General features: G+C 66.1%; 25 protein-coding genes. 13 read left to right on the top strand and 12 right to left on the bottom strand.

Annotation, left to right across the window (positions count from 1 at the left end; translation table 11 throughout):
• Nucleotides 1-89: 89 nt before the first annotated feature.
• A complete protein-coding gene (locus AGI3411_RS24355) occupies nt 90-719 on the bottom strand; it encodes an FMN-dependent NADH-azoreductase (protein ID WP_129529894.1) in 630 nt (209 codons plus the stop codon).
• 111 nt (nt 720-830) lie between these two features.
• Here AGI3411_RS24355 and AGI3411_RS24350 point away from each other — a divergent pair, with 111 nt between their 5' ends.
• The gene (locus AGI3411_RS24350) at nt 831-1,766 is read left to right on the top strand and encodes a LysR family transcriptional regulator (RefSeq protein WP_129529893.1); all 936 of its coding nucleotides are present in this window, start codon (nt 831-833) and stop codon (nt 1,764-1,766) included.
• Here the strand turns inward: AGI3411_RS24350 and AGI3411_RS24345 are convergent.
• The 6 genes from AGI3411_RS24345 to AGI3411_RS24320 all read right to left on the bottom strand — a co-directional run bounded on the left by AGI3411_RS24345 (nt 1,760) and on the right by AGI3411_RS24320 (nt 7,868).
• Nucleotides 1,760-2,689 carry a 2-hydroxyacid dehydrogenase gene (locus tag AGI3411_RS24345; RefSeq protein ID WP_129529892.1) on the bottom strand — a complete coding sequence of 310 codons (930 nt, stop codon included), beginning with the start codon at nt 2,687-2,689 and terminating at the stop codon, nt 1,760-1,762. The two genes, AGI3411_RS24350 and AGI3411_RS24345, sit on opposite strands and share 7 nt — an antisense overlap.
• Before the next feature lie 111 nt (nt 2,690-2,800).
• A complete protein-coding gene (locus AGI3411_RS24340; protein ID WP_129529891.1) occupies nt 2,801-4,330 on the bottom strand; it encodes a tripartite tricarboxylate transporter permease in 1,530 nt (509 codons plus the stop codon).
• A 6-nt stretch (nt 4,331-4,336) separates the two neighbouring features.
• Nucleotides 4,337-4,765, bottom strand: coding sequence for a tripartite tricarboxylate transporter TctB family protein (locus AGI3411_RS24335; protein WP_129529903.1), 429 nt, complete (start codon nt 4,763-4,765; stop codon nt 4,337-4,339).
• 261 nt (nt 4,766-5,026) lie between these two features.
• Nucleotides 5,027-6,559 carry a sensor histidine kinase gene (locus AGI3411_RS24330; RefSeq protein WP_165359260.1) on the bottom strand — a complete coding sequence of 511 codons (1,533 nt, stop codon included), beginning with the start codon at nt 6,557-6,559 and terminating at the stop codon, nt 5,027-5,029.
• Between the two features lie 60 nt (nt 6,560-6,619).
• Entirely contained in the window at nt 6,620-7,315 is a 696-nt protein-coding gene (locus AGI3411_RS24325; protein WP_129529890.1) for a response regulator, read from the bottom strand.
• Nucleotides 7,296-7,868 (bottom strand): RNA pyrophosphohydrolase, encoded by a 573-nt coding sequence (locus AGI3411_RS24320; protein WP_129529889.1) that lies wholly within the window; start codon nt 7,866-7,868, stop codon nt 7,296-7,298. The genes AGI3411_RS24325 and AGI3411_RS24320 overlap by 20 nt, the downstream gene beginning before the upstream one ends.
• A 65-nt stretch (nt 7,869-7,933) precedes the next feature.
• On the opposite strand from AGI3411_RS24320, the gene AGI3411_RS24315 reads away from it, so the two are divergent.
• The 10 genes from AGI3411_RS24315 to AGI3411_RS24270 all read left to right on the top strand — a co-directional run bounded on the left by AGI3411_RS24315 (nt 7,934) and on the right by AGI3411_RS24270 (nt 16,933).
• Complete coding sequence (locus AGI3411_RS24315) at nt 7,934-9,664, top strand: proline--tRNA ligase (RefSeq protein WP_129529888.1); 1,731 nt, start codon at nt 7,934-7,936, stop codon at nt 9,662-9,664.
• Nucleotides 9,665-9,722: 58 nt separating this feature from the next.
• Nucleotides 9,723-10,145, top strand: a complete 423-nt coding sequence (gene ybgC / locus AGI3411_RS24310) for a tol-pal system-associated acyl-CoA thioesterase (protein ID WP_129529887.1) — start codon at nt 9,723-9,725, stop codon at nt 10,143-10,145.
• Nucleotides 10,146-10,147: 2 nt separating this feature from the next.
• Nucleotides 10,148-10,828: a protein TolQ gene (gene tolQ, locus AGI3411_RS24305; protein WP_129529886.1), complete on the top strand. Its 681-nt coding sequence runs from the start codon at nt 10,148-10,150 to the stop codon at nt 10,826-10,828.
• Entirely contained in the window at nt 10,828-11,286 is a 459-nt protein-coding gene (locus tag AGI3411_RS24300; RefSeq protein WP_129529885.1) for an ExbD/TolR family protein, read from the top strand. Before tolQ ends, AGI3411_RS24300 begins: the two co-directional genes overlap by 1 nt.
• A gap of 39 nt (nt 11,287-11,325) precedes the next feature.
• The gene (gene tolA / locus AGI3411_RS24295) at nt 11,326-12,441 is read left to right on the top strand and encodes a cell envelope integrity protein TolA (protein WP_129529884.1); all 1,116 of its coding nucleotides are present in this window, start codon (nt 11,326-11,328) and stop codon (nt 12,439-12,441) included.
• Nucleotides 12,442-12,457: 16 nt separating this feature from the next.
• Nucleotides 12,458-13,780, top strand: coding sequence for a Tol-Pal system beta propeller repeat protein TolB (tolB, locus tag AGI3411_RS24290; RefSeq protein WP_129529883.1), 1,323 nt, complete (start codon nt 12,458-12,460; stop codon nt 13,778-13,780).
• Between the two features lie 31 nt (nt 13,781-13,811).
• Nucleotides 13,812-14,312: a peptidoglycan-associated lipoprotein Pal gene (gene pal, locus AGI3411_RS24285; protein WP_129529882.1), complete on the top strand. Its 501-nt coding sequence runs from the start codon at nt 13,812-13,814 to the stop codon at nt 14,310-14,312.
• Between the two features lie 85 nt (nt 14,313-14,397).
• Nucleotides 14,398-15,087 carry a tol-pal system protein YbgF gene (gene ybgF / locus AGI3411_RS24280; protein ID WP_129529881.1) on the top strand — a complete coding sequence of 230 codons (690 nt, stop codon included), beginning with the start codon at nt 14,398-14,400 and terminating at the stop codon, nt 15,085-15,087.
• A complete protein-coding gene (locus AGI3411_RS24275; protein ID WP_129529880.1) occupies nt 15,087-16,130 on the top strand; it encodes a FecCD family ABC transporter permease in 1,044 nt (347 codons plus the stop codon). Before ybgF ends, AGI3411_RS24275 begins: the two co-directional genes overlap by 1 nt.
• Entirely contained in the window at nt 16,127-16,933 is an 807-nt protein-coding gene (locus AGI3411_RS24270) for an ABC transporter ATP-binding protein (protein ID WP_129529879.1), read from the top strand. Before AGI3411_RS24275 ends, AGI3411_RS24270 begins: the two co-directional genes overlap by 4 nt.
• Before the next feature lie 7 nt (nt 16,934-16,940).
• On the opposite strand, the gene AGI3411_RS24265 is transcribed toward AGI3411_RS24270, so the two are convergent.
• Complete coding sequence (locus AGI3411_RS24265; protein WP_129529878.1) at nt 16,941-17,438, bottom strand: YbaK/EbsC family protein; 498 nt, start codon at nt 17,436-17,438, stop codon at nt 16,941-16,943.
• A 137-nt stretch (nt 17,439-17,575) separates the two neighbouring features.
• Between AGI3411_RS24265 and AGI3411_RS24260 the strand changes: the two genes are divergently transcribed.
• Nucleotides 17,576-18,385, top strand: a complete 810-nt coding sequence (locus AGI3411_RS24260; protein ID WP_129529877.1) for an alpha/beta fold hydrolase — start codon at nt 17,576-17,578, stop codon at nt 18,383-18,385.
• Here AGI3411_RS24260 and AGI3411_RS24255 read toward each other — a convergent pair.
• A complete protein-coding gene (locus AGI3411_RS24255; protein WP_129529876.1) occupies nt 18,382-18,852 on the bottom strand; it encodes an Lrp/AsnC family transcriptional regulator in 471 nt (156 codons plus the stop codon). The genes AGI3411_RS24260 and AGI3411_RS24255 overlap by 4 nt on opposite strands.
• A 244-nt stretch (nt 18,853-19,096) precedes the next feature.
• On the opposite strand from AGI3411_RS24255, the gene AGI3411_RS24250 reads away from it, so the two are divergent.
• Nucleotides 19,097-20,053, top strand: a complete 957-nt coding sequence (locus AGI3411_RS24250) for a DMT family transporter (protein WP_244240446.1) — start codon at nt 19,097-19,099, stop codon at nt 20,051-20,053.
• Between the two features lie 7 nt (nt 20,054-20,060).
• Here the strand turns inward: AGI3411_RS24250 and fusA are convergent, their stop codons facing one another.
• From fusA to AGI3411_RS24235, 3 genes are all read right to left on the bottom strand, one after another.
• Nucleotides 20,061-22,172 (bottom strand): elongation factor G, encoded by a 2,112-nt coding sequence (gene fusA, locus AGI3411_RS24245; RefSeq protein ID WP_129529875.1) that lies wholly within the window; start codon nt 22,170-22,172, stop codon nt 20,061-20,063.
• 293 nt (nt 22,173-22,465) lie between these two features.
• On the bottom strand, nt 22,466-22,930 hold the full coding sequence (locus AGI3411_RS24240) for a universal stress protein (RefSeq protein ID WP_043544932.1): 465 nt from the start codon (nt 22,928-22,930) through the stop codon (nt 22,466-22,468).
• A 98-nt stretch (nt 22,931-23,028) separates the two neighbouring features.
• Nucleotides 23,029-23,373: a protein tyrosine phosphatase family protein gene (locus AGI3411_RS24235; RefSeq protein ID WP_129529874.1), complete on the bottom strand. Its 345-nt coding sequence runs from the start codon at nt 23,371-23,373 to the stop codon at nt 23,029-23,031.
• Nucleotides 23,374-23,397: the final 24 nt, after the last annotated feature.

Raw genomic sequence — 23,397 nt, 5'->3', positions numbered from 1 at the left:
TGAAGTTCATCGGGTGCTCAGTCCGTAATCGCTACGGATACCGGCCCGTAGGTGTCAACCCAGGGCAGGACGGGTCATTGCGCCAGGAATTACGCCGCCAGGCTGGCCGGCGCGGCGTCGGACACCAACGCGTCGATACGCTGCTTGGCCTGCGCGATGCCTTCCAGCGCCGCGACTTCGCCCATGGCCATGCCTTCGGCGGCGATGAACGTCGCGTCGTCCATGCCCAGGAAGCTCAGCATCTGGCGCAGGTAGGGCGTCAGCGTGTCGGCCGGCGTGCCTTCGGCCTTGCCGCCGCGGGCGGTCAACACGAACACCTGCTTACCCTTGACGAGCCCCTCGGGCACGCCCTCGGACGTATAACGGAACGTGACGCCTGCCCGGGCGACGTGATCGAGATAGCTCTTGAATTGCGCCGGCAGGTTGAAGTTGTAGATGGGCACCGCGAAGACGATGCGATCGGCTTCCATCAGTTCGGCGACGAGCGCGTCGCTCATTTCGACGATGCAGTGCTGTTCGACGGTGCGGGCGTCGGCCGAAGTGAACAGCGCGCCGGCGGTGTTGCCGTCGAAATACGGGATGGGCTGCGCGCCGATGTCGCGCACCTTGACGGCGGCGGCGGGATTGGCGGCCTTGACGCGCGCAATCAGGTGGTCAGCCAATTGCTTGCTGTTGGAACGGTCGCCGAGAATCGAGGAAAGGATAACGAGGGTCTTCATTGCAAATTTCTCCAGTTGGCAGATGCCGAATGCATGCAGCCACTGTAGACGGGTTAATTGATCACATAAATAGGGTTATGATGAACTGTTCGTTCCAGGTGCAGAACAATCATGCAAGATCTCAATGACCTCTATTATTTTTCCCAAGTCGTCGAACAGGGCGGTTTCAGCGCCGCGGCGCGGGCGTTGGACATCCCGAAATCCCGGCTCTCGCGCCGGATTTCGCACCTGGAGGAAAGCCTGGGCGTGCGCCTGTTGCAACGCACGACCCGGCGGCTGCGCCTGACGTCCGCGGGCGAACGCTACCTGCATTACTGCCGCGAAATGGCGGCATCCGCCCGCGCGGCCGACGAAGCCATGCGGCAGCTGCAGTCGGAGCCCAGCGGCCCCGTGATCGTGAGCTGCCCGGTGTCCATTGCGCAGGACGTGCTGGCGCCGCTGCTGCCCGAATTCCTGGACGCGTGGCCGGCGATATCCGTGCAGTTGCTGGTCACCAACCGCCGCGTGGACCTGATACGCGAGGGCGTGGACCTGGCGCTGCGGGTGCGCACCAAGCTGGATACGGACGCCGAACTGGTGGTGCGCCACTTCGGCACGGCGCGCGGCACGCTGGTCGCCAGCCCCGGCTATCTGCAGCGCCACGGGGTGCCTGACACCCCCCAGGATCTGGCCACGCACACCACGCTGAGTTTCAGCGACCCGCAACACGAAGTGCGCTGGCCGCTGCGCAACGACAAGGGCGAAGAAGTTCACGTCGAGCTGAAGCCCCAGCTCTCCTGCAACGACTTCATCGTGCTGACCGAGGCAGCGGTGCGCGGACGCGGCATTGCGCTGCTGCCCTCTATCGCAACGCACGAAGAGCTGCGGCGCGGCCAGCTGGTGCCGGTGCTGCCCCAGTGGCAGTCACCCGAAGGCATCGTGCACTGCATTTATCCGTCGCGGCGGGGCATGATGCCCGCCGTGCGCGCCCTGCTCGACTTCCTGTCGGAGCGTTTGCCTTCGATGTACCAGCGCCTGGAAAAGGCGCCGGCCCCGGCGGTTCAGTAGCCGCGCGAACGCTCCACCACGCCGCTTATCTCTTCCCCGCGCAGCAGCTGGGCGACCTTGCCCGCGATCTGCGCAATGCTTTCATCGCGCAGCGTGCGCGCCGCGATATGGGGAGTCACGTGCACGCGCGCATCGTGCCAGAACGGGTGATCGCGCGGCAAGGGCTCGGTGTGGAAGACGTCCAGCGTGGCGCCGGCGATCTCGCCCTCTTCGAGCATCTGGACCAGGTCGTCCTCGACCAGGTGTTCGCCACGGCCGACGTTGACCAGATGGGCACCGGGCAGGAGCCGCGACAGCGTCTCCCGATTGAGGACGCCGATGGTGTCCGGCGTCAGCGGCAGGACATTCACCAGGAACCGCGTGCGGGCCAGGAAAGCCGGCAGCGCGGCTTCGCCCGCGAAAGATTCGACCCCGGGGATATCACGCGGCGAGCGCGACCAGCCCGCCACGGGATAGCCGAAATCGGCCAGGGTCTGCGCCACGCGCAGGCCCACCTGCCCCAGCCCCAGCACGCCCACCGGCCAGTCAGCCGGCCGGGTGCCTTCGCGGGTATCCCAATGCTGGCGCGACTGGGCGTCGTCGAAGGCTTGGAAATCGCGCGAAACGCGCAGCAACGCATAGAGCGCGTATTCGGCCATCTGCACCGCCATGCCCGCGTCTTCCAGGCGCACGATGCGCACGTGCGGCGGGATCTCGGGCATTTTCAGCAGGGCATCGACGCCCGCGCCCAGGTTGAACAGCGTCGTCAGGCCGGTCTCGTGCTTGAAGAGTTCGGCCGGCGGACGCCAGACCAGGGCGACGTCCGCCCCCGACGGCGGACCCTCGGGATCCCATACCGAAATGCGGCAGCCGGGCATGGCGGCTTCCAGCCGTGGAACCCAGGCGTCGGGATCGTGGTGGGGACAGGCAAAGAGTATGTGCATGGTGGCATTCGTGTGCGGAACTCAGGGAACCCCAAGCATGAGGGATGCCGCCTCACAAATCAAACGGCCCGGCTTTCGCCGGGCCGTTCTCGAGCCGGAGGGGGGGCCCGTTCAGGCCGCTTGCGGCACTTCGGGCTTGTTTCCGCCCTTGTTCCGGCCGCGGCGCAGGAACGCCCAGACCTGCAACAGGATCAGCAAGGCGCTCGCCGCGATGAACCAGGCGCTGATCGGCCGCTCGATGAACACCGCCAGGTCGCCGCGCGACAATAGCAGCGCGCGGCGGAAGTTCTCTTCTACCATCGGCCCCAGCACGAAGCCGAGCAGGATGGGGGCCACGGAGAACTCCAGGGTCATCAGGATGGCGCCGATCACGCCGAACGCCAGCACTTCCCAGATCTGGAAGAGGCTGTTCTGCGTGCTGAACACGCCCACAGCAATGAAGAACAGCGCGGACGGGAACAGGTAGCGGTAAGGCACCTGCAGCAGTTTCACCCACACGCCGATCAGCGGCACGTTCAGCACCATGAGCAGCACGTTGCCCACCCAAAAGCTGGCGATCAGCCCCCAGAAGATGTCCGGATGCTCGGTGATCAGCTGCGGGCCGGGCTGGATGCCCTGGATCAGCAGTGCGCCCAGGATCAGCGCCATCACGGCGTCCCCCGGAATGCCCAGGCTCATCGTCGGGATAAAGTCCACCTGCGTCTTGGAGTGCGACGACGCTTCAGGCGAGGCCACGCCAGCGATCATGCCGGTGCCGAACTTCTCCGGCGTCTTGGAGATCTTGCGCTCCAGCGCATAGGCCACGAAGGTCGTGATCGTGGGGCCGGTGCCGGGCATAGCGCCGAACAGCGTGCCCACGGTCGTGCCGCGGACCATCGGCCAGAATGCCGTCTTGAGCTCCTGCCGGCTGGGCCGCATGTCTTTCAGGCGCAGCTTGGCGCCGCTGCCGATGATGCTCATGCGGTTGACGCTCATCAGGAAGTCGGCCACGCCGAACAGGCCCATGGAAATCGCCACCAGCTCCAGGCCGTCGGACAGGTCCAGCAGGCCGAAGGAGAAGCGGATGGTGCCCGTGTTCACGTCCGTGCCCACCACGCCGCACATCAGGCCGAACAGGGTCATGGCCACGCCCTTGAGCGGCGAGCCGCGGGACATCGTCGCGCCCGCCAGCAGCCCCAGCAGCATGATCGAGAAGATCTCCGTCGGGCCGAACTTGAACGCAATCTCGACCAGCAGCGGCGAGGCGAAGATCATGACGATGATCCCCACCGAGGCGGCGAAGAACGAGCAGATCATCGTAATGCCCAGCGCCGTCCCCCCCTTGCCCTGCTTGGTCAACGGATAGCCGTCCAGGCACGTGACCGCATGGGGCGGATGCGAAGGCAGGTTGAGCAGGATCGCGCCGATGGCGCCGCCGTACTGCGAACCGTAGAAGATGCCGGCGAGCATCAGGATGGCGGGCACCGGATGCATGACGTAGGTCAGCGGCAACAGGATCGAAATGGCCGACAGCGCGCCCATGCCGGGCAGCACGCCGATGAGGTTGCCCACCAGCACGCCGAAGAACGACCACATCAGGTTATGCCACTGGAAGGCAACGCCGAAACCGTACCAGAGGTCCATCAAAGATTGGGAGATCATGGCGCTTCAACCCCAGCGAAACAGCGGCAGCTGCAGTTGCAGCGCCCACCAGAAAACGACGACCGCGATAGCGACCATGGAGATCGACAGCAGGAACGCCTGCTTGATCGTGTTCTTGCGGTCGCCCAGCGCCGAGATGAATACGATGGCGAACGTGGCCGGCAGCAAGCCGCCGTAGTGACCCAGCAGCAGGAAGGCCAGGATGCCCAGCAGAATGCAGGCCCCGCCGCGCAAGTCGGGCAGCCCGTGGGCGTGGCCGTCGCCGGGCGCCGGCGGGGTGGCTTCGCCCGACCGCGCCGATATCGCGATCAACACGCCGGTCAACGCCAGCAAGCCGCCCAGCGCCGCCGGGAAGAAGCCTGGGCCCATGTGGCTGAGCGTACCGATGTGATAGTCGGTGCCGCCGTAGATCGCCCCCAGCCCGATGAGGACCATCAGCGCTCCGCCGTAGTAGTCCTTCCTATTGATTGTTTTTTGCACGTCATCCTCCTTCCTGGTGCAGGGCACATGCCGGCCCTCGATGTGCCGCCCCGGACGGACGCCACCCGGCCCCTGACGACAGGCCGGAGCGCAGATTACGGAAGGAAGCTGCGAATTCGCTTTCTGCGCGCTGTCGCCTTCCTGAATCCAGGGGTAATCCCTGACTGGAAGGCGAAGCGCATGTGTAAGTAGCGGTGAAAGCGGCTTGCGGAGGCGCTATTGGTCGCCCTTGAGCTCGACGTCGAGCGGGCGCGGATACTGCGAGACCGTCGAGGCGACGGGCAGCCACAGCACGGAAGCCAGGCCGACGCCGCCCTGCGCATTGCGCTCGCCGTCGCGCAGTTCGATATCGCCGTCGTTGCGGCGCGCGTAGGCGCGCGCGATCGCCAGCCCCAGGCCCGACCCCGAGGAGGTCACCGGCTTGTCGGTGCCGACCCGCTCGAAACGCGAGAAGGCGCGCATGCGCAGCACCGGCTCCAGCCCGGGTCCGTTGTCGGACACGGCGACCTCCGCGCGACTCTCCACGCGGCAGACCGACACGGTGATACGCGCGCCCGCGGGTGCGTAGTGGATAGCGTTGTGCACCAGGTTCGACAGCGCCTCGTGCAGCTCGGCCTCGTTGCCCGAGACCGGCACGGGTGTTTCCAGCCCCGCTTCGGAACCGGCCTGCACCCAACCGAGGTCCTGCTGCTTTTCGTGCGCCAGCGGCAGGTACTGCAGCACCACTTCGCGCGACACGGCGTTCATGTCGAGCAGCTGCCTCGGCAGTTGGTCGGCCTGGTTGGCGTGCGCCAGCGACAGCAGCTGTTCGGTAAGGCGGCGCGTGCGGCCCAGTTGATCGACGATGGCGCGCAAGCCTTCCTGCGCCCGCGCCGGATCGCGCTCACGCAGCGCATACTGCGCCTGCGTCAGCATGATGGCCAGCGGCGTGCGCAATTGGTGGGACGCGTCTGCCAGGAAATGCGACTGTTCATCCAGCACCCGGCGGTAGCGCGCGATATGGTGGTTGACGGCGTCGACGAGCGGCGCCACTTCGCTGGGCACGCGCGATGCGTCCAGCGGGGTCAGGTCGTCAGGGCGGCGGCCGCGGATGTCGTTGCGCAGCCGCCGCAACGGCTTCAGCGCCCAGGACACGCCCCACCAAACCAGCAGCACCACCAGCGCCAGCATGCGGGTATCGCGCAGGATTTCCTGGCGCCGGGCGCGGTTCTCGGCCTCGATACGCTTGCCGGTGCTTTCGGCCACGACAACCAGCACCTGGCGATGCTGCCCCTGGTAGTACAGGTCGCGCACCACCGAGACGACCCGCACGGGATCGTTGCGGTAGACGCTGTCGTAGAAAACGGGCTGGCCATTGGAACGCGGCCAATTGGGCGGGCGGGGCATTTCCGGCATGCCCAGCAAGGTCTTGCCCTGGCCTTTGGGCACGGGCGAGCCGTCTGGCAGGGGCGGATCGATTTCTTCGATGCGGAAGTACTTACGCAGGCCCGCCCGGGATTCGAGCATCACCTGCGCGTAGAGCGGCGTGGCGACCTGCAGGTTGCCCTCGGGCGTGAACTCCAGGCTGCTTTCCAGGACGCGGGCAGGCTCGACGAGCGCGCTGTCGTAGGCTTCGTTGGTGATCTCCGACAGCGTGCGGTAGTCGTTCAGGCTGTCCACGACCAGCAGCACCACCACGCCCGGCAGCAACAGGATGATCAGCAGCGCGCGAATGCCGACCCGCGGAAGCCCCGGCAGCTTGAGGCTCACGGGCGCTTCGCGCCGGGACGGGAGCGCATTCGGATAGCCATGCCAGGCGCCTTCCGGTGGCTATGTGCCCGAGGATTCCGCGGACTCGCTGGCCACGCTTTCCAGCATGTAGCCCAGCCCGCGGACCGTCACGATGCGCACGTCGCTGCCGGCCAGCTTCTTGCGCAACCGGTGCAGCACGACTTCGATGGCATCGGGATTGGCTTCGCTGTCGTGCGTGAAAACCTTGCCGAACAGTTGCGACTTGTCTACCGGATAGCCGCTGCGGGTCAGCAGCGCCGCCAGGGCGGCGTGTTCGCGCGGGGTCAGGAACAGCAGGGAGCCGTCCAGGGTGAACGCGCGGCTTTCGCTGTCGTACGAGAGCGAGCCGCACTGCAGTCGCGGATGCTGGCGGCCGCGGCTGCGGCGCACCAGGGCGGTGAGCCGCGCTTCCAGTTCTTCCAGGGCGAACGGCTTGGTCAGGAAATCGTCCGCGCCGAGGTTCAGGCCCCGCACGCGGTCCTGCAGGGCGCCCTGCGCGGTCAGCAGCAAGACCGGGGTGCGGTCGTCGCGGTTGCGCATTTCGCGCAGGACCACCAGCCCGTGCTTGTCGGGCAGGCGCAGGTCCATGACGATGGCGTCGTATTCCGTGCCCGCCATGAAGGCCTCGGCCGTCCGGGCGTCCGCCGCGTGATCCGGCACGAACCCGCTCTGGGCGAGCGCGCGCATCAACCAGGACGCCATGTCCCGTTCGTCTTCAACCAACAATATGCGCATGACCGTCCGTTCCTTCGGGCAAATTCTCTGACGCCCGCTGTCCGTGCACCCGCTGGCGCAAGTAGCGGGTTTCGTGATGCCGCCGAAAGAGGATAGCCGACAACTCGTTCAACGCCTGCGTGTAGACGTCGCGCTTGAACTCGATCACGGCATCCAGGGGCACCCAATACTGGCTCCAGCGCCAGGCATCGAACTCCGGATGCTGCGTCGCGCGCAGGCAAACGTCGCTGTCGCGTCCTACGAGGCGCAACAAGAACCAAATCTGCTTTTGTCCTTTATAGTGGCCACGCCACTCACGCCGGACGAAGTGATCGGGCACGTTATAACGTAACCAATCGCGTGTACGCCCCAAAATACGGACATGCTCGGGCTTCAAGCCCACCTCTTCATGGAGTTCGCGATACATGGCCTGCACCGGGCTTTCGCCATATTTGATGCCGCCCTGGGGGAACTGCCATGCATGTTCCCTGATACGCTTGCCCCAAAAGACCTCGTTTCTGCTGTTGACGAGAATGATGCCGACATTGGGGCGGTAGCCTTCGCGGTCAAGCATGGGCCACCCCCACCGAATTCAATACAATTACGGTCGATTATACGTATCTGCTGCCACCTTTAAACATGCGCGCATCCAACTACCACATCAACACCCTCAAAGAAGCCCCCTCCGAGGCCGAAGTCGCCAGCCACCAGCTGATGACCCGGGCCGGCATGATCCGCAAGCTCGCGGGCGGCATCTACACCTACATGCCCCTGGGGCTGAAAGTCATCCGCAAGGTCGAGGCCATCGTCCGCGAGGAAATGAACGCCGCGGGCGCCATCGAGCTGTTGATGCCGGTGGTCCAGCCGGCGGAGCTCTGGCAGGAATCGGGGCGCTGGGAACAGTACGGCGCCGAGCTGCTGCGCATCAAGGACCGGCACCAGCGCGATTTCGTGCTGCAGCCCACATCCGAGGAAGTCATTACGGACATCGCCCGCAATGAAATCCACAGCTACCGCCAGTTGCCGGTCAACTTCTATCACATCCAGACCAAGTTCCGGGACGAACGCCGCCCGCGCTTCGGCCTGATGCGCGGCCGCGAATTCACCATGAAGGACGCCTACTCCTTCGACCGCGACGAAGCCGGCGCCCAGCGCAGCTACGACGTCATGTTCAACGCCTACATGCGCATTTTCGGCCGCCTGGGCCTGGAATTCCGCGCGGTGGCGGCAGACACGGGCTCGATCGGCGGCACCCGCAGCCACGAATTCCAGGTGATCGCCGAGACCGGCGAAGACCTGCTGGTCTACAACGCCGACTCCGACTACGCCGCCAACATCGAGCTGGCCGAGGCGCCTGCGCTGTACGCCACGCGCGGCGAACCCACCGAGGCCATGGCCGACGTGCCCACGCCGGGCGCGGCCAAGTGCGAGGACGTGGCCCGCCTGCTGGGCCTGCCGCTGGAGCGCACGATCAAATCCATCGTTCTGGCCACCGACGGCGAAAAGGGCCAGGTCGACATCTGGCTGCTGCTGCTGCGCGGCGACCACGAGCTCAACGAGATCAAGGCAGGCAAGCTGCCCGGCCTGAGCGGCTTCCGCTTCGCAACGGAAAGCGAGATCGTCGAGTCGTTCGGCTGCAAGCCGGGCTACCTGGGCCCGGTCAAGACCGCCCGGCCCGTGCACGTCATCGCCGACCGTACCGTGGCCAACATGGCTGACTTCGTCTGCGGCGCCAACAAGGAAGATTTCCACATCCAGGGCGTGAACTGGGGCCGCGACCTGCCCGAGCCGGAGCAGGTGGCCGACCTGCGCAACGTCGTCGCGGGCGATCCCTCGCCGGACGGCAAGGGCACCCTCTCCATCCAGCGCGGCATCGAAGTGGGCCACGTTTTCTATCTGGGCAAGAAGTACTCGGAAGCCCTCAAGGCCACCTTCCTGGACGAAACCGGCAAACCGGCGGTGCTGGAAATGGGCTGCTACGGTATCGGCGTAACCCGCATCGTGGGCGCCGCGATCGAGCAGAACCACGATGCCCGCGGCATCATCTGGCCCCGCGCGATCGCGCCCTTCGAGGTAGTAATCTGCCCGGTGGGCTGGGGCAAAAGTGAAACGGTGCGTGACACCGCTCAGAATCTCTACGAATCCCTGCTGGCGCGCGGCGTCGACGTCATCCTGGACGACCGCGATGCCCGCCCGGGCGTGATGTTTGCCGAGTGGGAATTGATCGGCGCGCCGCTGCGTGTAACAGTTGGAGAACGCGGCCTGAACGATGGTGTGGTGGAATTGCAGGCCCGTCGGGAAACCGAAGCAGCCAAGATTCCGGTAGAGTCCGCGCTGGAAGCGGTGCTGACGAAACTCGACACCCTGTAAACCTTATAGTAACTACGGACTTCCCGCGTCCCGACCCCGAAATCTGCCTATCCGTATCGTGACCGACCCGAAGTCCCCCGAATCCATCCTGCAAGTCCGTGTCTACTACGAAGACACGGACGCGGGCGGGGTGGTTTTCTATGCCAACTACTTGAAATTCCTGGAACGCGCCCGCACCGAATGGCTGCGCGACCTGGGAGTCAACCAGTCCGGCCTGGCCGCCAGCGAGCAACGGCTGTTCGTTGTCCGCGCGCTGGACATGTCCTACCGGAAGCCGGCCAGACTGGACGATTTGCTTACCATACGCAGCCGAGTCACACGACTGGGCCGCGCTTCGATACACTTCGCGCAGCGCGCGGAACGCGACGGGGAACTGCTTGCCGAAGGCAATATCCAAGTCTGTTGCGTCGATGCCATTCACATGCGGCCGGCGGAATTGCCGGCTGACGTCCGCGCCAAACTGGAATTCATTCAGGAATAACCATGCAAGTCACCAACGACATGTCGTTGCTTTCGCTGATCACCCACGCCAGCGTGCCGGTCCAGCTGATCATGCTGATGCTGTTGGGCATCTCGATCATGTCCTGGACCTACATCTTCGCCAAGCGCCTGGCCATCAAGCGCGCCCATGCCCAGACCCGCCGTTTCGAAGACGACTTCTGGTCGGGCGGCGACCTGTCCATGCTGCAGCAGGCCGTGGCTTCGCGCCGCGATGAGCAAGGCGCCCTCGCCCGTATCTTCGATGCCGGCATGACCGAATTCCTGAAGGCCCGCCGCGGCAACGCCAACGGCGACGCCACCGCGCTGCTGGACGGTCCGCGCCGCGCCATGCGCGCCGCCTACCAGCGCGAAATGGACTCGCTGGAATCGCACCTGAACTTCCTGGCCTCCGCCGGCTCCGTATCGCCGTACATCGGCCTGCTGGGCACGGTCTGGGGGATCATGCACGCCTTCATCGGCCTGTCGAACATGCAGCAGGCCACGCTGGCCTCCGTGGCGCCCGGCATCGCGGAAGCGCTGATCGCCACCGCCATCGGCCTGTTCGCCGCCATCCCGGCCGTCGTCGCCTACAACCGCTTCACCAACGACATCGACCGCATCTCGATCCGTTTCGACAGCTTCGTCGATGAATTCCTGAACATTCTGCAACGGCAGGTACGCTAATGCCTTCGGTAAGCTCACGCGGCAGGTCCGGCCGCCGCATGAAGGCCGACATCAACGTGGTGCCGTACATCGACGTCATGCTGGTGCTGTTGGTCATCTTCATGGTGACCGCCCCCCTCATTACGCCCGGCCTGATCCAACTGCCCTCGGTAGGCGCCGCCTCCGAGGTGCCGGTCAAGCCGCTGGAAGTCCAGATTTCGGAAGACGGCAAGCTCGCCCTGCGCATGCGCGAACCCGGCGCTACCCCGCAGGACATCGCGCGCCCCGAGCTGGTGGCGCAAGTGCGCTCGCGCATCACGGCCGAAACGCCGGTGGTCATCGCCGCCGACGGCAAGGTGCCGTACGAGACAGTGGTCAAGGTCATGGACGAATTGCGCACCAACGGCATCACCCGCCTGGGTCTGCTGGTGGACCAATCCTCCGGCGCCCCCCAGCCCGCACCCGCGAAAAAACGCTAACGCGACGCCTTCCGCCGGCGCCGCCGGCATGCAACGCTCATGACGCCACCCATTATTCGACACCGCAGCGGCCCCCCAGCCCCCCCGCCCAACCACGACAACCGGAAGGCATTGCTGCTGGCCGTGGCGGTGCACTTGCTGCTGCTGATCGTCTTGATCTTTGGCGTGAACTGGCGCTCGGAGAACCCCGGCCCCGTGCAGGTGGAACTCTGGGCGGACGGCAATTCGCCCGTCTCGCCGCCACCCACGCCCCAGCCCGAACCTCCCAAGCCGCAACCCAAGCCGCAGCCGGCGCCCGAGCCTGAAAAGGCGCCCGAGCCGCCGCCTCCGCCGCCCCCTCCGCCCGAGCCTGAACCCGAGGCGCAGCCCAAGACCGAGGAGGTCGACCCCGAAATCGCGCTCCAGGAAGCCAAGAAGAAGCGCGAAGAAGAGGAAAAGGTGCGTCAGGCCGCCGAAGCCGCCAAAGAAAAGGCGCGCATCGAGGAAGAGCGCAAGCAGGCCGAACTGAAAGAGAAAAAGCGCCTCGAACAGGAACGCCAGGCCGCTGAAAAGGCTGCCGCCGACAAGGCCGCGGCCGAGAAAGCCGCTGCCGACAAGGCGGCTGCCGAGAAGAAAGCCAAGGACAACGCCGCCAAGAAGGCCGCCGCGGAAAAGGCGGCTGCCGAGAAGGCGGCGGCTGAAAAGGCTGCCGAAGAGAAGGCCGCCGCCGAAAAGGTAGCCGCCGAGAAGAAGGCCGCTGCCGAGAAAAAGGCCAAGGAAGAGGCCGCCAAGAAGGCCGCCGCCGACAAGGCGCTGAAGGACGCGTTCCGCAACGACGCCATGGGCGCCGCGGGCATTCCCGGCGGCACGGCCGACCGCAACCAGGCAGGCGGCGGTCGCGACAGCGGCTATGGCGCCAAGGTCCGGGCCTGCGTGCAGCCAGGGGTGGCTTATCCGCCCCCGCCCCGCAGCGGATCGGAAAATCCCACGGCACAATACCGGGTACAGTTAGGTTCCGACGGGAAAGTCAACGGCGTGACGTTGACCAGTTCTTCGGGCAATGCCGGCTTCGACCGCGCGGTCGAAACCGGCATCCGCCGCTGCAACCCCTTCCCGAAGCCCTCGACGGGCCGCTACGAACCCATTATTGACGTTGTGTACAGAATGTATGATTGACAGGAGATTGAAGAATATGACTCCCGCTTATAGCCGACGAGTACCCCAGCTCGCTCTCTGGCGATCGTATGGGCTCGGGCTGCTGATGCTGGCGTTGGCCTGCCTGATGGCCATGAAACCCGCCCAGGCCCAGTTGCGTGTCGATATCTCGGGCACCGGAGCCACCCAGTACCCCGTGGCGATCGCCGACTTTGCCGTCGACGACACCCATGGCCGCGCCCTGGCCGACGTGATCCGCGCCGACCTGACCCGCACGGGCCAGTTCCGTCTGATCAACGCGGCAGGCTCCGGCTTGAACGTCGACTCCCCCATCGCCCACGACGACTGGCGCGCCAAGGGTGCCGACTTCATCGCCTACGGCAGCATCTCGCGCGGCGCCGATGGCCGCTACGACGTCCGCTACCGCCTGGCCGATACGGTCAAGAAAGGCCAACTGGACGGCGTGGCGTTCTCCGGCACCGAGCAGGAACTACGCCGGGTCGCCCACCAGATCGCCGACCGCATCTACGAGAAGATCACCGGCGTTCGCGGCGTGTTTTCGACCCGTATCGCGTATGTGCTGAAAAAAGGCGCCACCTACGAACTGCAGGTGGCCGATGCCGACGGCCAGAACCCTCAAGTGGCCCTGCGCTCGCGTGAACCCATTATTTCCCCGTCCTGGTCACCCGATGGCTCCAAGCTGGCCTACGTGAGCTTCGAGTCCGGCAAGCCGGTGGTGTATGTGCACAACCTGGCGTCCAGCGCCCGCGCACCCGTCGCCAACTTCAAGGGCAACAACAGCGCCCCCGGCTGGTCGCCCGACGGCTCCAAGCTGGCCGTGGCCCTGACGCGCGATGGTTTGTCGCAAATTTACATCGTTGGCGCGAAGGACGGCTCCAACCCGACCCGCATTACGCGTTCTCCGGGCATCGACACCGAACCGAGCTTTACGCCGGACGGGGCATCCATTATCTTTACAAGTGACCGCAGCGGCGGGCCGCAGATCTACCAGACCGGCTCGACAGGTGGCGACGCACGCCGCCTCACGTTTAATGGTGGTTACAACATCTCACCCCGAATTTCCCCCGACGGATCGACGCTGCTGTACGTTGCAAGACGCGACGGCGCGTTTCGAATCGCGTCGTTGAACCTGTCCTCAGGCGCCGAGACCTTGCTGACTGATGGTCGTGACGATCAGTCCCCGAGCTTTGCGCCAAATGGAATGCAAGTCCTTTACGCCGCAGTCCAAAACGGCCGTAGCGTGCTTGCGGGTGTCTCGAGCGATGGCCGCGTACGGCAGACGCTTTCGGTACTGAACGGGGAAATACGTGAACCGACTTGGGGCCCATTTACCCGATAACACGTGTGACTCTCTTTGCAAAGGAACTATCATGAAGTCGCGCATTGCCAAAAGCCTAACCATCGCCGCGCTGGCCGCCACCCTGGCAGCTTGCAGCTCCGTCCCTCTCGACGATAAAGCGGGTCAGGGCGGAGGCGCTAGCCAAGGATCGTCGGCCTCCGGCCAGATCCTTGATCCCTTCAACCCCCAAAGCATCCTGGCGCAACAGCGCTCGGTATACTTTGACTTCGACAGCTACACGGTGTCGGATCAGTACCGCAGCCTGGTTGAAACCCACGCCAAGTACCTGGCCTCGCACCAGCAGCAGACCATCAAGATCGAAGGCAACACCGACGAACGCGGCGGCGCTGAATACAACCTGGCCCTGGGCCAGCGCCGCGCGGACGCCGTGCGCCGCATGATGACCCTGCTGGGCGTCAGCGACAACCAGATCGAAACCATCAGCTTTGGTAAAGAAAAGCCGAAGGCGACCGGTACGTCGGAAGCTGACTTTGCGGAAAACCGTCGCGCCGATATCGTCTATCGCCGCTAAACTCTCCGTATAGTCGAGTGTCCTACCACGCGTCGGGACGGTCAGCCGGCCGTCCCGACGTTTGTTTTTATACCCGGGAATTTTTATGCGCGATAACGTTCTGTCCCTGCGTCCCCTGATTGTGGCCACAGGCCTGGTGCTTACGGCCCTGGCGGCCCCTGCCCACGCTTTTTCCGACGATGAGGCCCGCCGGGCCATCCTGGATCTGCGCCAGCAGGTACAGCAGCAGAACGAGCAGAGCCAGCGCGCGAAGCTGCAGCTGGCCGACCAGATCCAGGCCCTGCAGCAGGAAGTCGCCCAATTGCGCGACCAGCTCGAACTGGTGTCCCGCCAGCAGCCCAGCGCCAAGCCGGGCGGCGCGGGCGGCAGCGCCAACCCGCCGGGCGCCTCCGCCGGCGATCCCCAGGAACAGGCCGCCTATGACGGCGCGATCGACCTGTTCCGCAAGGGCCAGTACAAGGACGCCTCCGAATCGCTCGCCGCGTTCACGGCGCTGTACCCCGCCAGCCAGCTGGCACCCAGCGCCCAGTTCTACCTGGGCAGCAGCCGCTATGCGCTGAAGGACTTCAAGGGCGCCATCGACCAATTGAACGCCATGGTCCAGAAGTCCCCCGACAACGCCCGCGCGCCTGACGCCCTGCTCGTCATCGCCGGCAGCCAGATCGAGCTGAACAACCGCGCCGGCGCCAAGACGACGCTGCAGCGCATCGTCCGCGACTACCCGACCACGCCGGCCGCCGGCACGGCCAAGAGCCGGCTGCAGCTGCTGCAGTAATGCCGCCAACCGCAAATGCGGTTGCCGCCTACCGGCACATCCTGCGCCGCCGGGCAGGGCTGATCGCCCTGCTGCTGGCGGCGATTTTCCTGGCGCTGCTGATCGACTTCACCGTGGGCCCCTCGGGCCTGCCGTGGGACGAGCTCTGGCAGACGCTGACGGCGCCCGCCTCCGCCGATCCGACCACCCGGGTCATCGTGTGGGACATCCGCCTGCCCTCCGCCCTCATGGCCGCCCTGGTGGGCATGGCGCTGGGGCTCGCGGGCGCCGAGATGCAGACCATCCTGAACAACCCCCTGGCCAGCCCGTTCACGCTGGGCGTGTCGTCTGCCGCCGCTTTCGGCGCCTCGCTGGCGATCGTGCTGCAGCTGGGCGTGCCGGGCATCCCTCCCGGCTGGCTGATCGCGGGCAACGCCTTCCTCTTCGCAATGCTGGCGGCGCTGCTGCTGGATGCCGTGACCCGCTGGGGCGGGATGAACACCTCGGCCGTGGTGCTGTTCGGCATCGCCATGCTGTTCACCTTCAACGCCCTGGTATCGCTGGTGCAGTTCATGGCCAGCGCCGAGGCCCTGCAAAACCTGGTGTTCTGGACCATGGGAAGCCTATCGCGTTCCGGCTGGGCCGCCGTGGGCGTGCTGGCCGCCGCCTTCGGGCTGGCCCTGCCGCTGGCCATGCGCCAATCCTGGAAACTGACCGCCCTGCGGCTGGGCGAAGACCGCGCGGCGAGCTTCGGCGTAGACGTGCGCCGGGTGCGCGTCGCGGCGCTGGCGCGGGTCAGCCTGCTGTCGTCCCTGGCCGTGGCCTTCGTCGGCACGATCGGCTTCATCGGGCTGGTGGCGCCCCATATCGCGCGCCGGCTGTTCGGCGAAGATCACCGCTATTACCTGCCCGGCAGCGCGCTGGTGGGCGCGGTGATCCTGTCGTTGGCGTCGATCGCATCCAAGCATCTCGTGCCCGGGGTCATCGTGCCCGTCGGTATCGTGACCGCGCTGGTCGGCATTCCCTTCTTCGTGTCGGTCGTCTTGCGCCGGCAACTGCCATGACGGCCGGCGCCGCGCCGCCGATGTCGCTGGCCGTGGGCGGGCTCGCCGCCGGCTATGGGCGCGGGGACGTGCTGCACGCGCTGACCGTGCCGGCGCTGAAGACCGGACAGGTTACGGCGCTGCTCGGCCCGAACGGCAGCGGCAAGTCCACCCTGCTCAAGGCGCTGGCGGGCCTGGTCCGCGCCCGGACGGGCAGCGCTCTGCTGGGCGGGCAGGACCTGATCCGCCAGAGTTTCGGCGAGCGCGCCCGCCATGTGGTCTACCTGCCCCAGAGCCTGCCCGCCGCAGTGCATCTGCGGGTCTTCGAATCGGTGTTGGTGGCGGCCAAGGCCAGCGGCGGCGCGGCATCGGCGGCCGATCCGCAGGCCATCGAACGCCTGCTGGAGCGCCTGGGCATCGCCCACCTCGCGCTGCATTACCTGGATGCGCTGTCCGGCGGGCAGAAGCAGCTGGTGGGGTTGGCGCAGGCGCTGGTCCGGCATCCGCGCGTGCTATTGCTGGACGAACCCCTGTCGGCCCTGGACCTCAACTACCAGTTCCACGTCATGCGCTTGCTGAAGCAGGAAACACGGGAGCACGGCCTCATCAGCCTCATCGTGCTGCACGATCTGAACGTGGCGCTGCAGCACGCGGACCAGGCAGTCATGATCCATGGCGGCCGCCTGTACGCGGCAGGAGCGCCCGCCGATGTGATCACGCCAGCCTCGCTGGCGGACGTCTACGGCGTGCAGGGGCGCGTTGAAACCTGCTCGCGCGGCTTGCGACAGGTGCTGATCGACGGCCTCGACGCACACCCGCGCTGAGGCGGGCTCAGGTGCGCTGCGCCACGTCCGCGACGGGCGCGCCGGTCATGTCCGCCAACTGCTGCGGCGTCAGATTGAACACGGCATGCGGGTGGCCGGCGGCGGCCCACAGGCTGTCGTACTTGAACAGGTCCGCGTCCAGCAGCATCACCGGCTTGACCGCGTGGCCGATGGGGCAGACTCCGCCGATCGCGTAGCCGGTCATGTCGCGCACGAACCTGGCGTCCGCCTTGGCCAACTGGCCCACTTGCGCCGCCACCTTGGCTTCGTCCACGCGGTTGACGCCGCTGGCGATGACCAGCACCGGCGCATCGTCCGACGCGCGCCGGAAAATGATCGACTTGGCGATCTGCGCGACCTCGCAGCCCAGCCCTGCCGCGGCTTCCGCCGAGGTCTTGCCGGTTTGCGGCAGGACGACCACGGGTTTGTCGTGCCCCAGGTCCAGCAGCAGGCGGGCGACGCGTTGGGCGGATTCGGGCAGAGCGGCAAGGGACTCGGGCGACATCGGGATGGACTCCGTTCTAGGGGGGCCGGCACGAACCGTTTGCCGGCTGGCCGGAAAACGAGTGTATCAGCGTTGGGCGCCCCGCCCCGGCGCGTCACCGGGCTAGAATGCGGGCCTGGCTTTTCCACACGAATCCCATGCGTTCCGAACCCGTCCTGCCCCTGCAAACCGCGCTGATCGGCGGCTATGCCATGTCCTACACCGAGTACGGCAGCGGCACGCCCCTGGTGCTGGTACACGGCTCCCTGTCCGACTGCCGCTACTGGAAATCGCAGATGGCGCCGCTGGGCCGGTCGTTCCGCGTGCTGGCGGTCTGCCTGCGCCGTTATTGGCCCGAGACCTGGGACGGCGCGGGCGACGGTTTTTCGATCGAGCAGCATGCCAGCGACGTGCTGGAATTCATCGATACCGTGGCCGGCGGCCCGGCTCATCTGGTGGGCCACTCGCGCGGCGGCCGCATCGCGCTGGAAGCAGCGCTGCGCCAGCCCGATGCACTGCGCAGCCTGACCCTGGCCGACCCTGGCCTGCCGCTGCCCGGCGAGGACGACCTGCGTGGCGGCTTTCGCCAGCAGGCGCTGGCGCTGATCCGCCAGGGCGACACCGAGGCGGGCCTGGCGCTGTTCGTCGATACCGTGACCGGCCCCAACACCTGGCAACGCATGGTGCCCTGGTTCAAGGAAATGGTGCGCGACAATGTCGGCACACTGTTCGGCCAGGTGCTGGAGACGCCCCCGGCGCTCGCGCCGCAACAGATCGGAGCCCTGAAACTGCCGACCTTGCTGATCGGCGGCGCCCTGAGCCCGGCGCCCTACCCCTGCGTGCTCGACGCGCTGTCGCAGTGGCTGCCGCAAGCGCACCGCGTGACCATCGCCGGATCCTCGCATGGCATGAACCTGGGCAATCCGCGCGCCTTCAATGGCGCCATCGAGGAATTCATCGGCAGCTAGGGCTCGACCGAAGGCGTGTGCTTCAGGCGCCGCAACACAAACGTGGACCGGCTGTGGCGCACGCCGCGCAGCTTATACAGCCGCTTGCGCAGAAAGGCCTCGTAGCCTTCGGTGCCCGCCACGGCCACCTTGATCAGGTAGTCGTATTCGCCCGTGACGAGAAAGGCCTCGACCACCTCCGGCAGGCGGGTGATCTCTTCACCGAAGCGCGCCAGCGCTTCGTCGTCGTGGTGCTCCAGCGTCACCTCGATCATGACCGTGTCCGGCAAGCCCAGCGCCTTCTGGTTCAACAGGGCCGCGTAGCCCTCGATCACGCCCGCGTCCTCCAGCGCCTTGACGCGGTTCCAGCACGGTGTGGGCGACAGCCCCACCTGCTCGGCCAGTTTAAGGTTGGTAAGCCGACCGTCCGCGCGCAGCGCGCGCAGGATCTTGCGGTCGGTTTCGTCGATTTTGGGCGTGACGGACATGACGGACGGTGAAATAAGAGAATATCTCTGAAAAAATCAATTCTACAAGATAGATATTTTTCATAATCAGAAAATCCAGCATAAATCAGGAAGCCTATTTTGCGGACCTGCCCGTAGACTTTCCTCCAAGACGGCCGCCTATCCCGGCCGTCGGATTTCGGCGCTGACGCTGCGGCACAACCCGGCGTGAACGCCGGCAGTTCCAACGCATCAAGCCGCGCGCCGATCCGCGCGGCGGGAAACCATGTCCTCCGCAGCAGCAGCACCCGCAAGAACCGGCCTGGGCCTGTCCGGCACCGCCATGCTATTTACCGCCCCGGCGCTATTCGCCTCCAATATGGTCGCGGCCCGCTGGGCCCACGACGCCAACCTTCCCCCCGTCTTTCTTGCCTTCGGCCGCTGGCTGATCGCGCTGCTGATCCTGCTGCCACTGGCGGCGCCCGCCCTGCACGCGCATCGCAGGACGTTGCGGCGCAACCTGCCGGCGCTGTTGCCGTTGGCGGTGCTGGGCATGGGCGTGGCCGTGGCGCCGCAATACATCGGCGCCCAGACCACCAGCGCCACCAACATTGCGCTGATTTTTTCGTGCAGCCCCATTCTGGTGGCCCTGTTGGAGGCCATGATCTGGCGCAAGCCCCTGTCGGCCCTGCGCGGCGCGGGCCTGGCGCTGGCCCTGGGCGGCGTGCTGGTGGTGCTGTCGCGCGGCGATGCGCAAGCACTTGCCCGCCTGGCCTTTGGGCAGGGCGACCTCTGGGTGCTGCTGGCCGCCACCGGCTGGGCGTTCTATACGGTGCTGCAAAAGCGCCTGGTCCTGCCCGCGGTGCCGGACAGCGCGCGGCTGGCGACGATGATGCTGGGCGGCGTGCTCGCGCTGGCACCTTTCGCCGCGATCGAAGCGGCGGCCGGCGCCACGCCGCCGTGGGGCGATCCCCGCCTTGCGGCGGTGCTGCTGTTCCTGGCCGTGGTGCCAAGCCTGGGCGCCTACTACGCGTACGGCCGGCTGATCAGCCGGGCGGGCCCCGCCACGGCTGGCCTGTCGATGTTCCTGGTGCCGGTCTACGCGGCGCTGCTGGCCTGGCCGCTGCTGGGCGAAGCCCCGCAGCTGTTCCATGCCTACGGCTTCGTGATGATCCTGCTGGGCGTGAAGCTGGCCTCGTCGCGCGTGCGCGCGGCGGCGGCCAGCGCCGCCGCCCCGGCCTGAGGCGCGTTCAGCGGCCCGTGCTCTGGGCCGCCATCACTTCCTGCGCCACCTGGCGCGGCGCCTCGGCGTAGTGCTTGAACTCCATGGTGTAGGTCGCCCGCCCCTGGGTCAGCGAACGCAGCGACGTTGAATAGCCGAACATCTCGGCCAGCGGCACTTCGGCCCGCACGAGCTTGCCGCCGCCCCCGGCGATATCCTCCATACCCTGGACCATGCCGCGGCGCGATGACAGGTCGCCCATGACATTGCCCGTGAAATCCTCGGGCGTTTCCACCTCGACCTGCATCATGGGCTCCAGCAGCACCGGGTCCGCCCGGCGCATGCCTTCCTTAAACGCCATGGAGGCCGCCATCTTGAACGCGTTCTCGTTCGAGTCGACGTCGTGGTAGGACCCGAAGAACAGCGTCGCCTTCACATCCACCACCGGATAGCCGGCCAGCACACCGGCGTTGAGCGATTCGCGCACGCCCTTGTCCACCGCCGGGATGAATTCGCGCGGTACCACGCCGCCCTTGATGGCGTCGACGAACTCGTAGCCCTTGCCGGGCTCCTGCGGCTCGAGCTTCAGCACCACGTGGCCATACTGGCCGCGGCCGCCGGATTGCTTGACGAACTTGCCTTCGACTTCGTCGCATGTCTTGCGGATGGTCTCCCGGTAGGCCACCTGCGGCTTGCCCACGGTGGCCTCGACGCCGAACTCGCGCTTCATGCGGTCGACCAGAATTTCCAGGTGCAGCTCGCCCATGCCCGAGATGATGGTCTGCCCGGATTCCTCGTCGGTGCGCACGCGGAAGGACGGGTCCTCTTGCGCCAGGCGGCCCAGCGCGATGCCCATCTTTTCCTGGTCGGCCTTGGTTTTGGGCTCGACGGCCTGAGAAATTACCGGCTCTGGAAAGACCATGCGTTCAAGGATGATGACGTGCGCCGGATCCGTCAGCGTATCGCCGGTGGTGACGTCCTTGATGCCCACCGCGGCGGCAATGTCGCCCGCATAGACCTCCGTGATCTCGCGCCGCTCGTTGGCGTGCATTTGCAGGATGCGGCCCAGCCTTTCCTTCTTCTCCTTGGTGGGATTGAAGACGGAATCGCCGGACTTCACGACGCCCGAATAGACGCGGAAGAACACCAGCTGGCCGACGAACGGATCCGTCATGATCTTGAAGGCCAGCGCCGAGAACGGCTCGTTGTCGGCCGGGTGCCGCTCGATCTCGCGGTCGCGCTCGTCATGACCCTTGATGGCCGGCACGTCGACGGGCGACGGCATATAGTCGAGCACGGCGTCCAGCATGGCCTGCACGCCCTTGTTCTTGAAGGCGCTGCCGCACAGCATGGGCACGATCTCGTTGGCCACGGTGCGTATGCGCAGGCCCTGCTTGATCTCCTCCTCGGTCAGCGTCTCGCCCGACAGGTATTTCTCAAGCAGCGTCTCGTTGGCTTCGGCGGCTTTCTCGACCATTTTGTCGTGCCACTCCTGCGCCTGCGCCTGCATCGCGGCAGGGATGTCCTGGTATTCGAAGCGCACGCCCTGGCTGGCGTCGTCCCAAATGATGGCCTTCATCTTGACCAGGTCGATCACGCCTTCGAAATGGTCTTCGGCGCCCACCGGCAGCTGGATGGGAACCGCGTCGCCTTTCAGGCGCTCGGCGATCTGGCGCTGCACGCGCAGGAAGTCCGCACCCACGCGATCCATCTTGTTGACGAACGCCAGGCGCGGCACCTTGTACTTGTTGGCCTGGCGCCAGACGGTCTCGGACTGGGGCTGCACGCCGCCCACGGCGTCGTAGACCATGACCGCGCCGTCCAGCACGCGCATGGAACGTTCGACCTCGATGGTGAAGTCCACGTGGCCGGGCGTGTCGATGATGTTGATGCGGTGCTCGGGATAGTTGCCGGCCATGCCCTTCCAGAAGGCGGTGGTGGCGGCCGACGTGATCGTGATGCCGCGTTCCTGCTCCTGTTCCATCCAGTCCATCACCGCCGCGCCGTCATGCACTTCGCCGATTTTGTGGGTGATGCCGGTATAGAAGAGGATGCGCTCGGTGGTCGTCGTTTTGCCCGCATCGATATGGGCGCTGATGCCGATATTGCGGTATAGCTCGATACGCGTCTTGCGAGTCATGGCCTCTTCCTTGGAGTGAGCCGCCAGGCAAAGACGGCAAGCCCGACCGGGCGTTGCCGCGGCGGGCGCCATGCCGCGTAGAGTGCTTGGGTATAGCGAAATCGCGCCCGCGCTGATGCGTAAATATTACGCGCGCCGGCCTCAAGACACAAAGGCATCGACGCATCGCCGCCACGTCGTTTGCCGCCTTGCCTGGCGCGCTGCCAGGACGAAAAAAAAGCCCCTCGGCCAGGAGGGGCTTGGATGCCGTGCGGCGGCCAGGGCAACCCGCGGGCTGCCCGGCCCGATGGCATCTACTTCTTTTCTTCCTTGACGCGATAGACCAGCACCGCGGTGCTGGCCAGCGACAGGACCTTGGCGGTGACGCTGCCCAGCAGCAGGCGCGACAGGCCGCTGCGGCCGTGGCTGCCGATGAAGATCAGGTCGCAGCCGGCGTCGGCGGCGGCTTGCACGATGCCGTCGGCGACATTGAAATTGGACACGGCGCGCGCTTCGGACTTCACGCCGGCGGTGTCGGCGCGATCGGTGATCTGCTTGAGGTATTTGTCGGCCTGCTCGGCCGACGCCTTTTCGTAGTCTTCATCGGTAATGGCATAGGCTGCGGCCATGCCGTCAAAGCCGATCGTGGCGGCGAAGGGCTGCGTCACGTAGAGCGCGACGACTTCAGCGCCCACTGAACGCGCAAAGCAAATACCTGCATTGGCGGCTTGCGCCGAGAGCGGCGAACCGTCGGTGGGAATCAGGATCTTCTTGAACATCTGCCTGCTCCTGTTTGAGAGGAGTCTCCATGCTACCGGAAACACGCCAGGTTCACATCAATTGAACCCGGCATCCTTGATGCGCGTCAATCGGCCGTTCAGCCCAGTTGCTGGGCGGCGGCGAACAGGCTGGTGCAGCGGGTGCCGGTGCGGCAGTACGCCAGTACAGGACCCGGCAGAGTACGCAGCAGTTCGGCGAAACGCTGGACGTCGGCCGCGGTCATGGCGCTGCCCACCACGGGCTGGTATTCGATCTGCAGGCCCGCTGCCTGCGCCGCCTTGGACACGTCCGCGGCGGTGGGCTGGTCCGGGCCGCCTTCGAAATCGGGACGGTTGATGATGACGCTTTTGTAGCCGGCGGCGGCGACATCTGCCATGTCGTCGGGGCCGAGCTGCGGCGCCACGGCGAAATTCTGGGTCAGGGGCTTGATGGGTGCGGACATGACGATTCCTTCAATGGCTTCAGA

The sequence above is a fragment of the Achromobacter agilis genome, from assembly GCF_900496965.1.
Taxonomy (GTDB): domain Bacteria; phylum Pseudomonadota; class Gammaproteobacteria; order Burkholderiales; family Burkholderiaceae_B; genus Achromobacter; species Achromobacter agilis.
The sequence above is the reverse complement of the archived record's forward strand: the minus strand, read 5'-3'. Positions and strand labels throughout refer to the sequence as shown.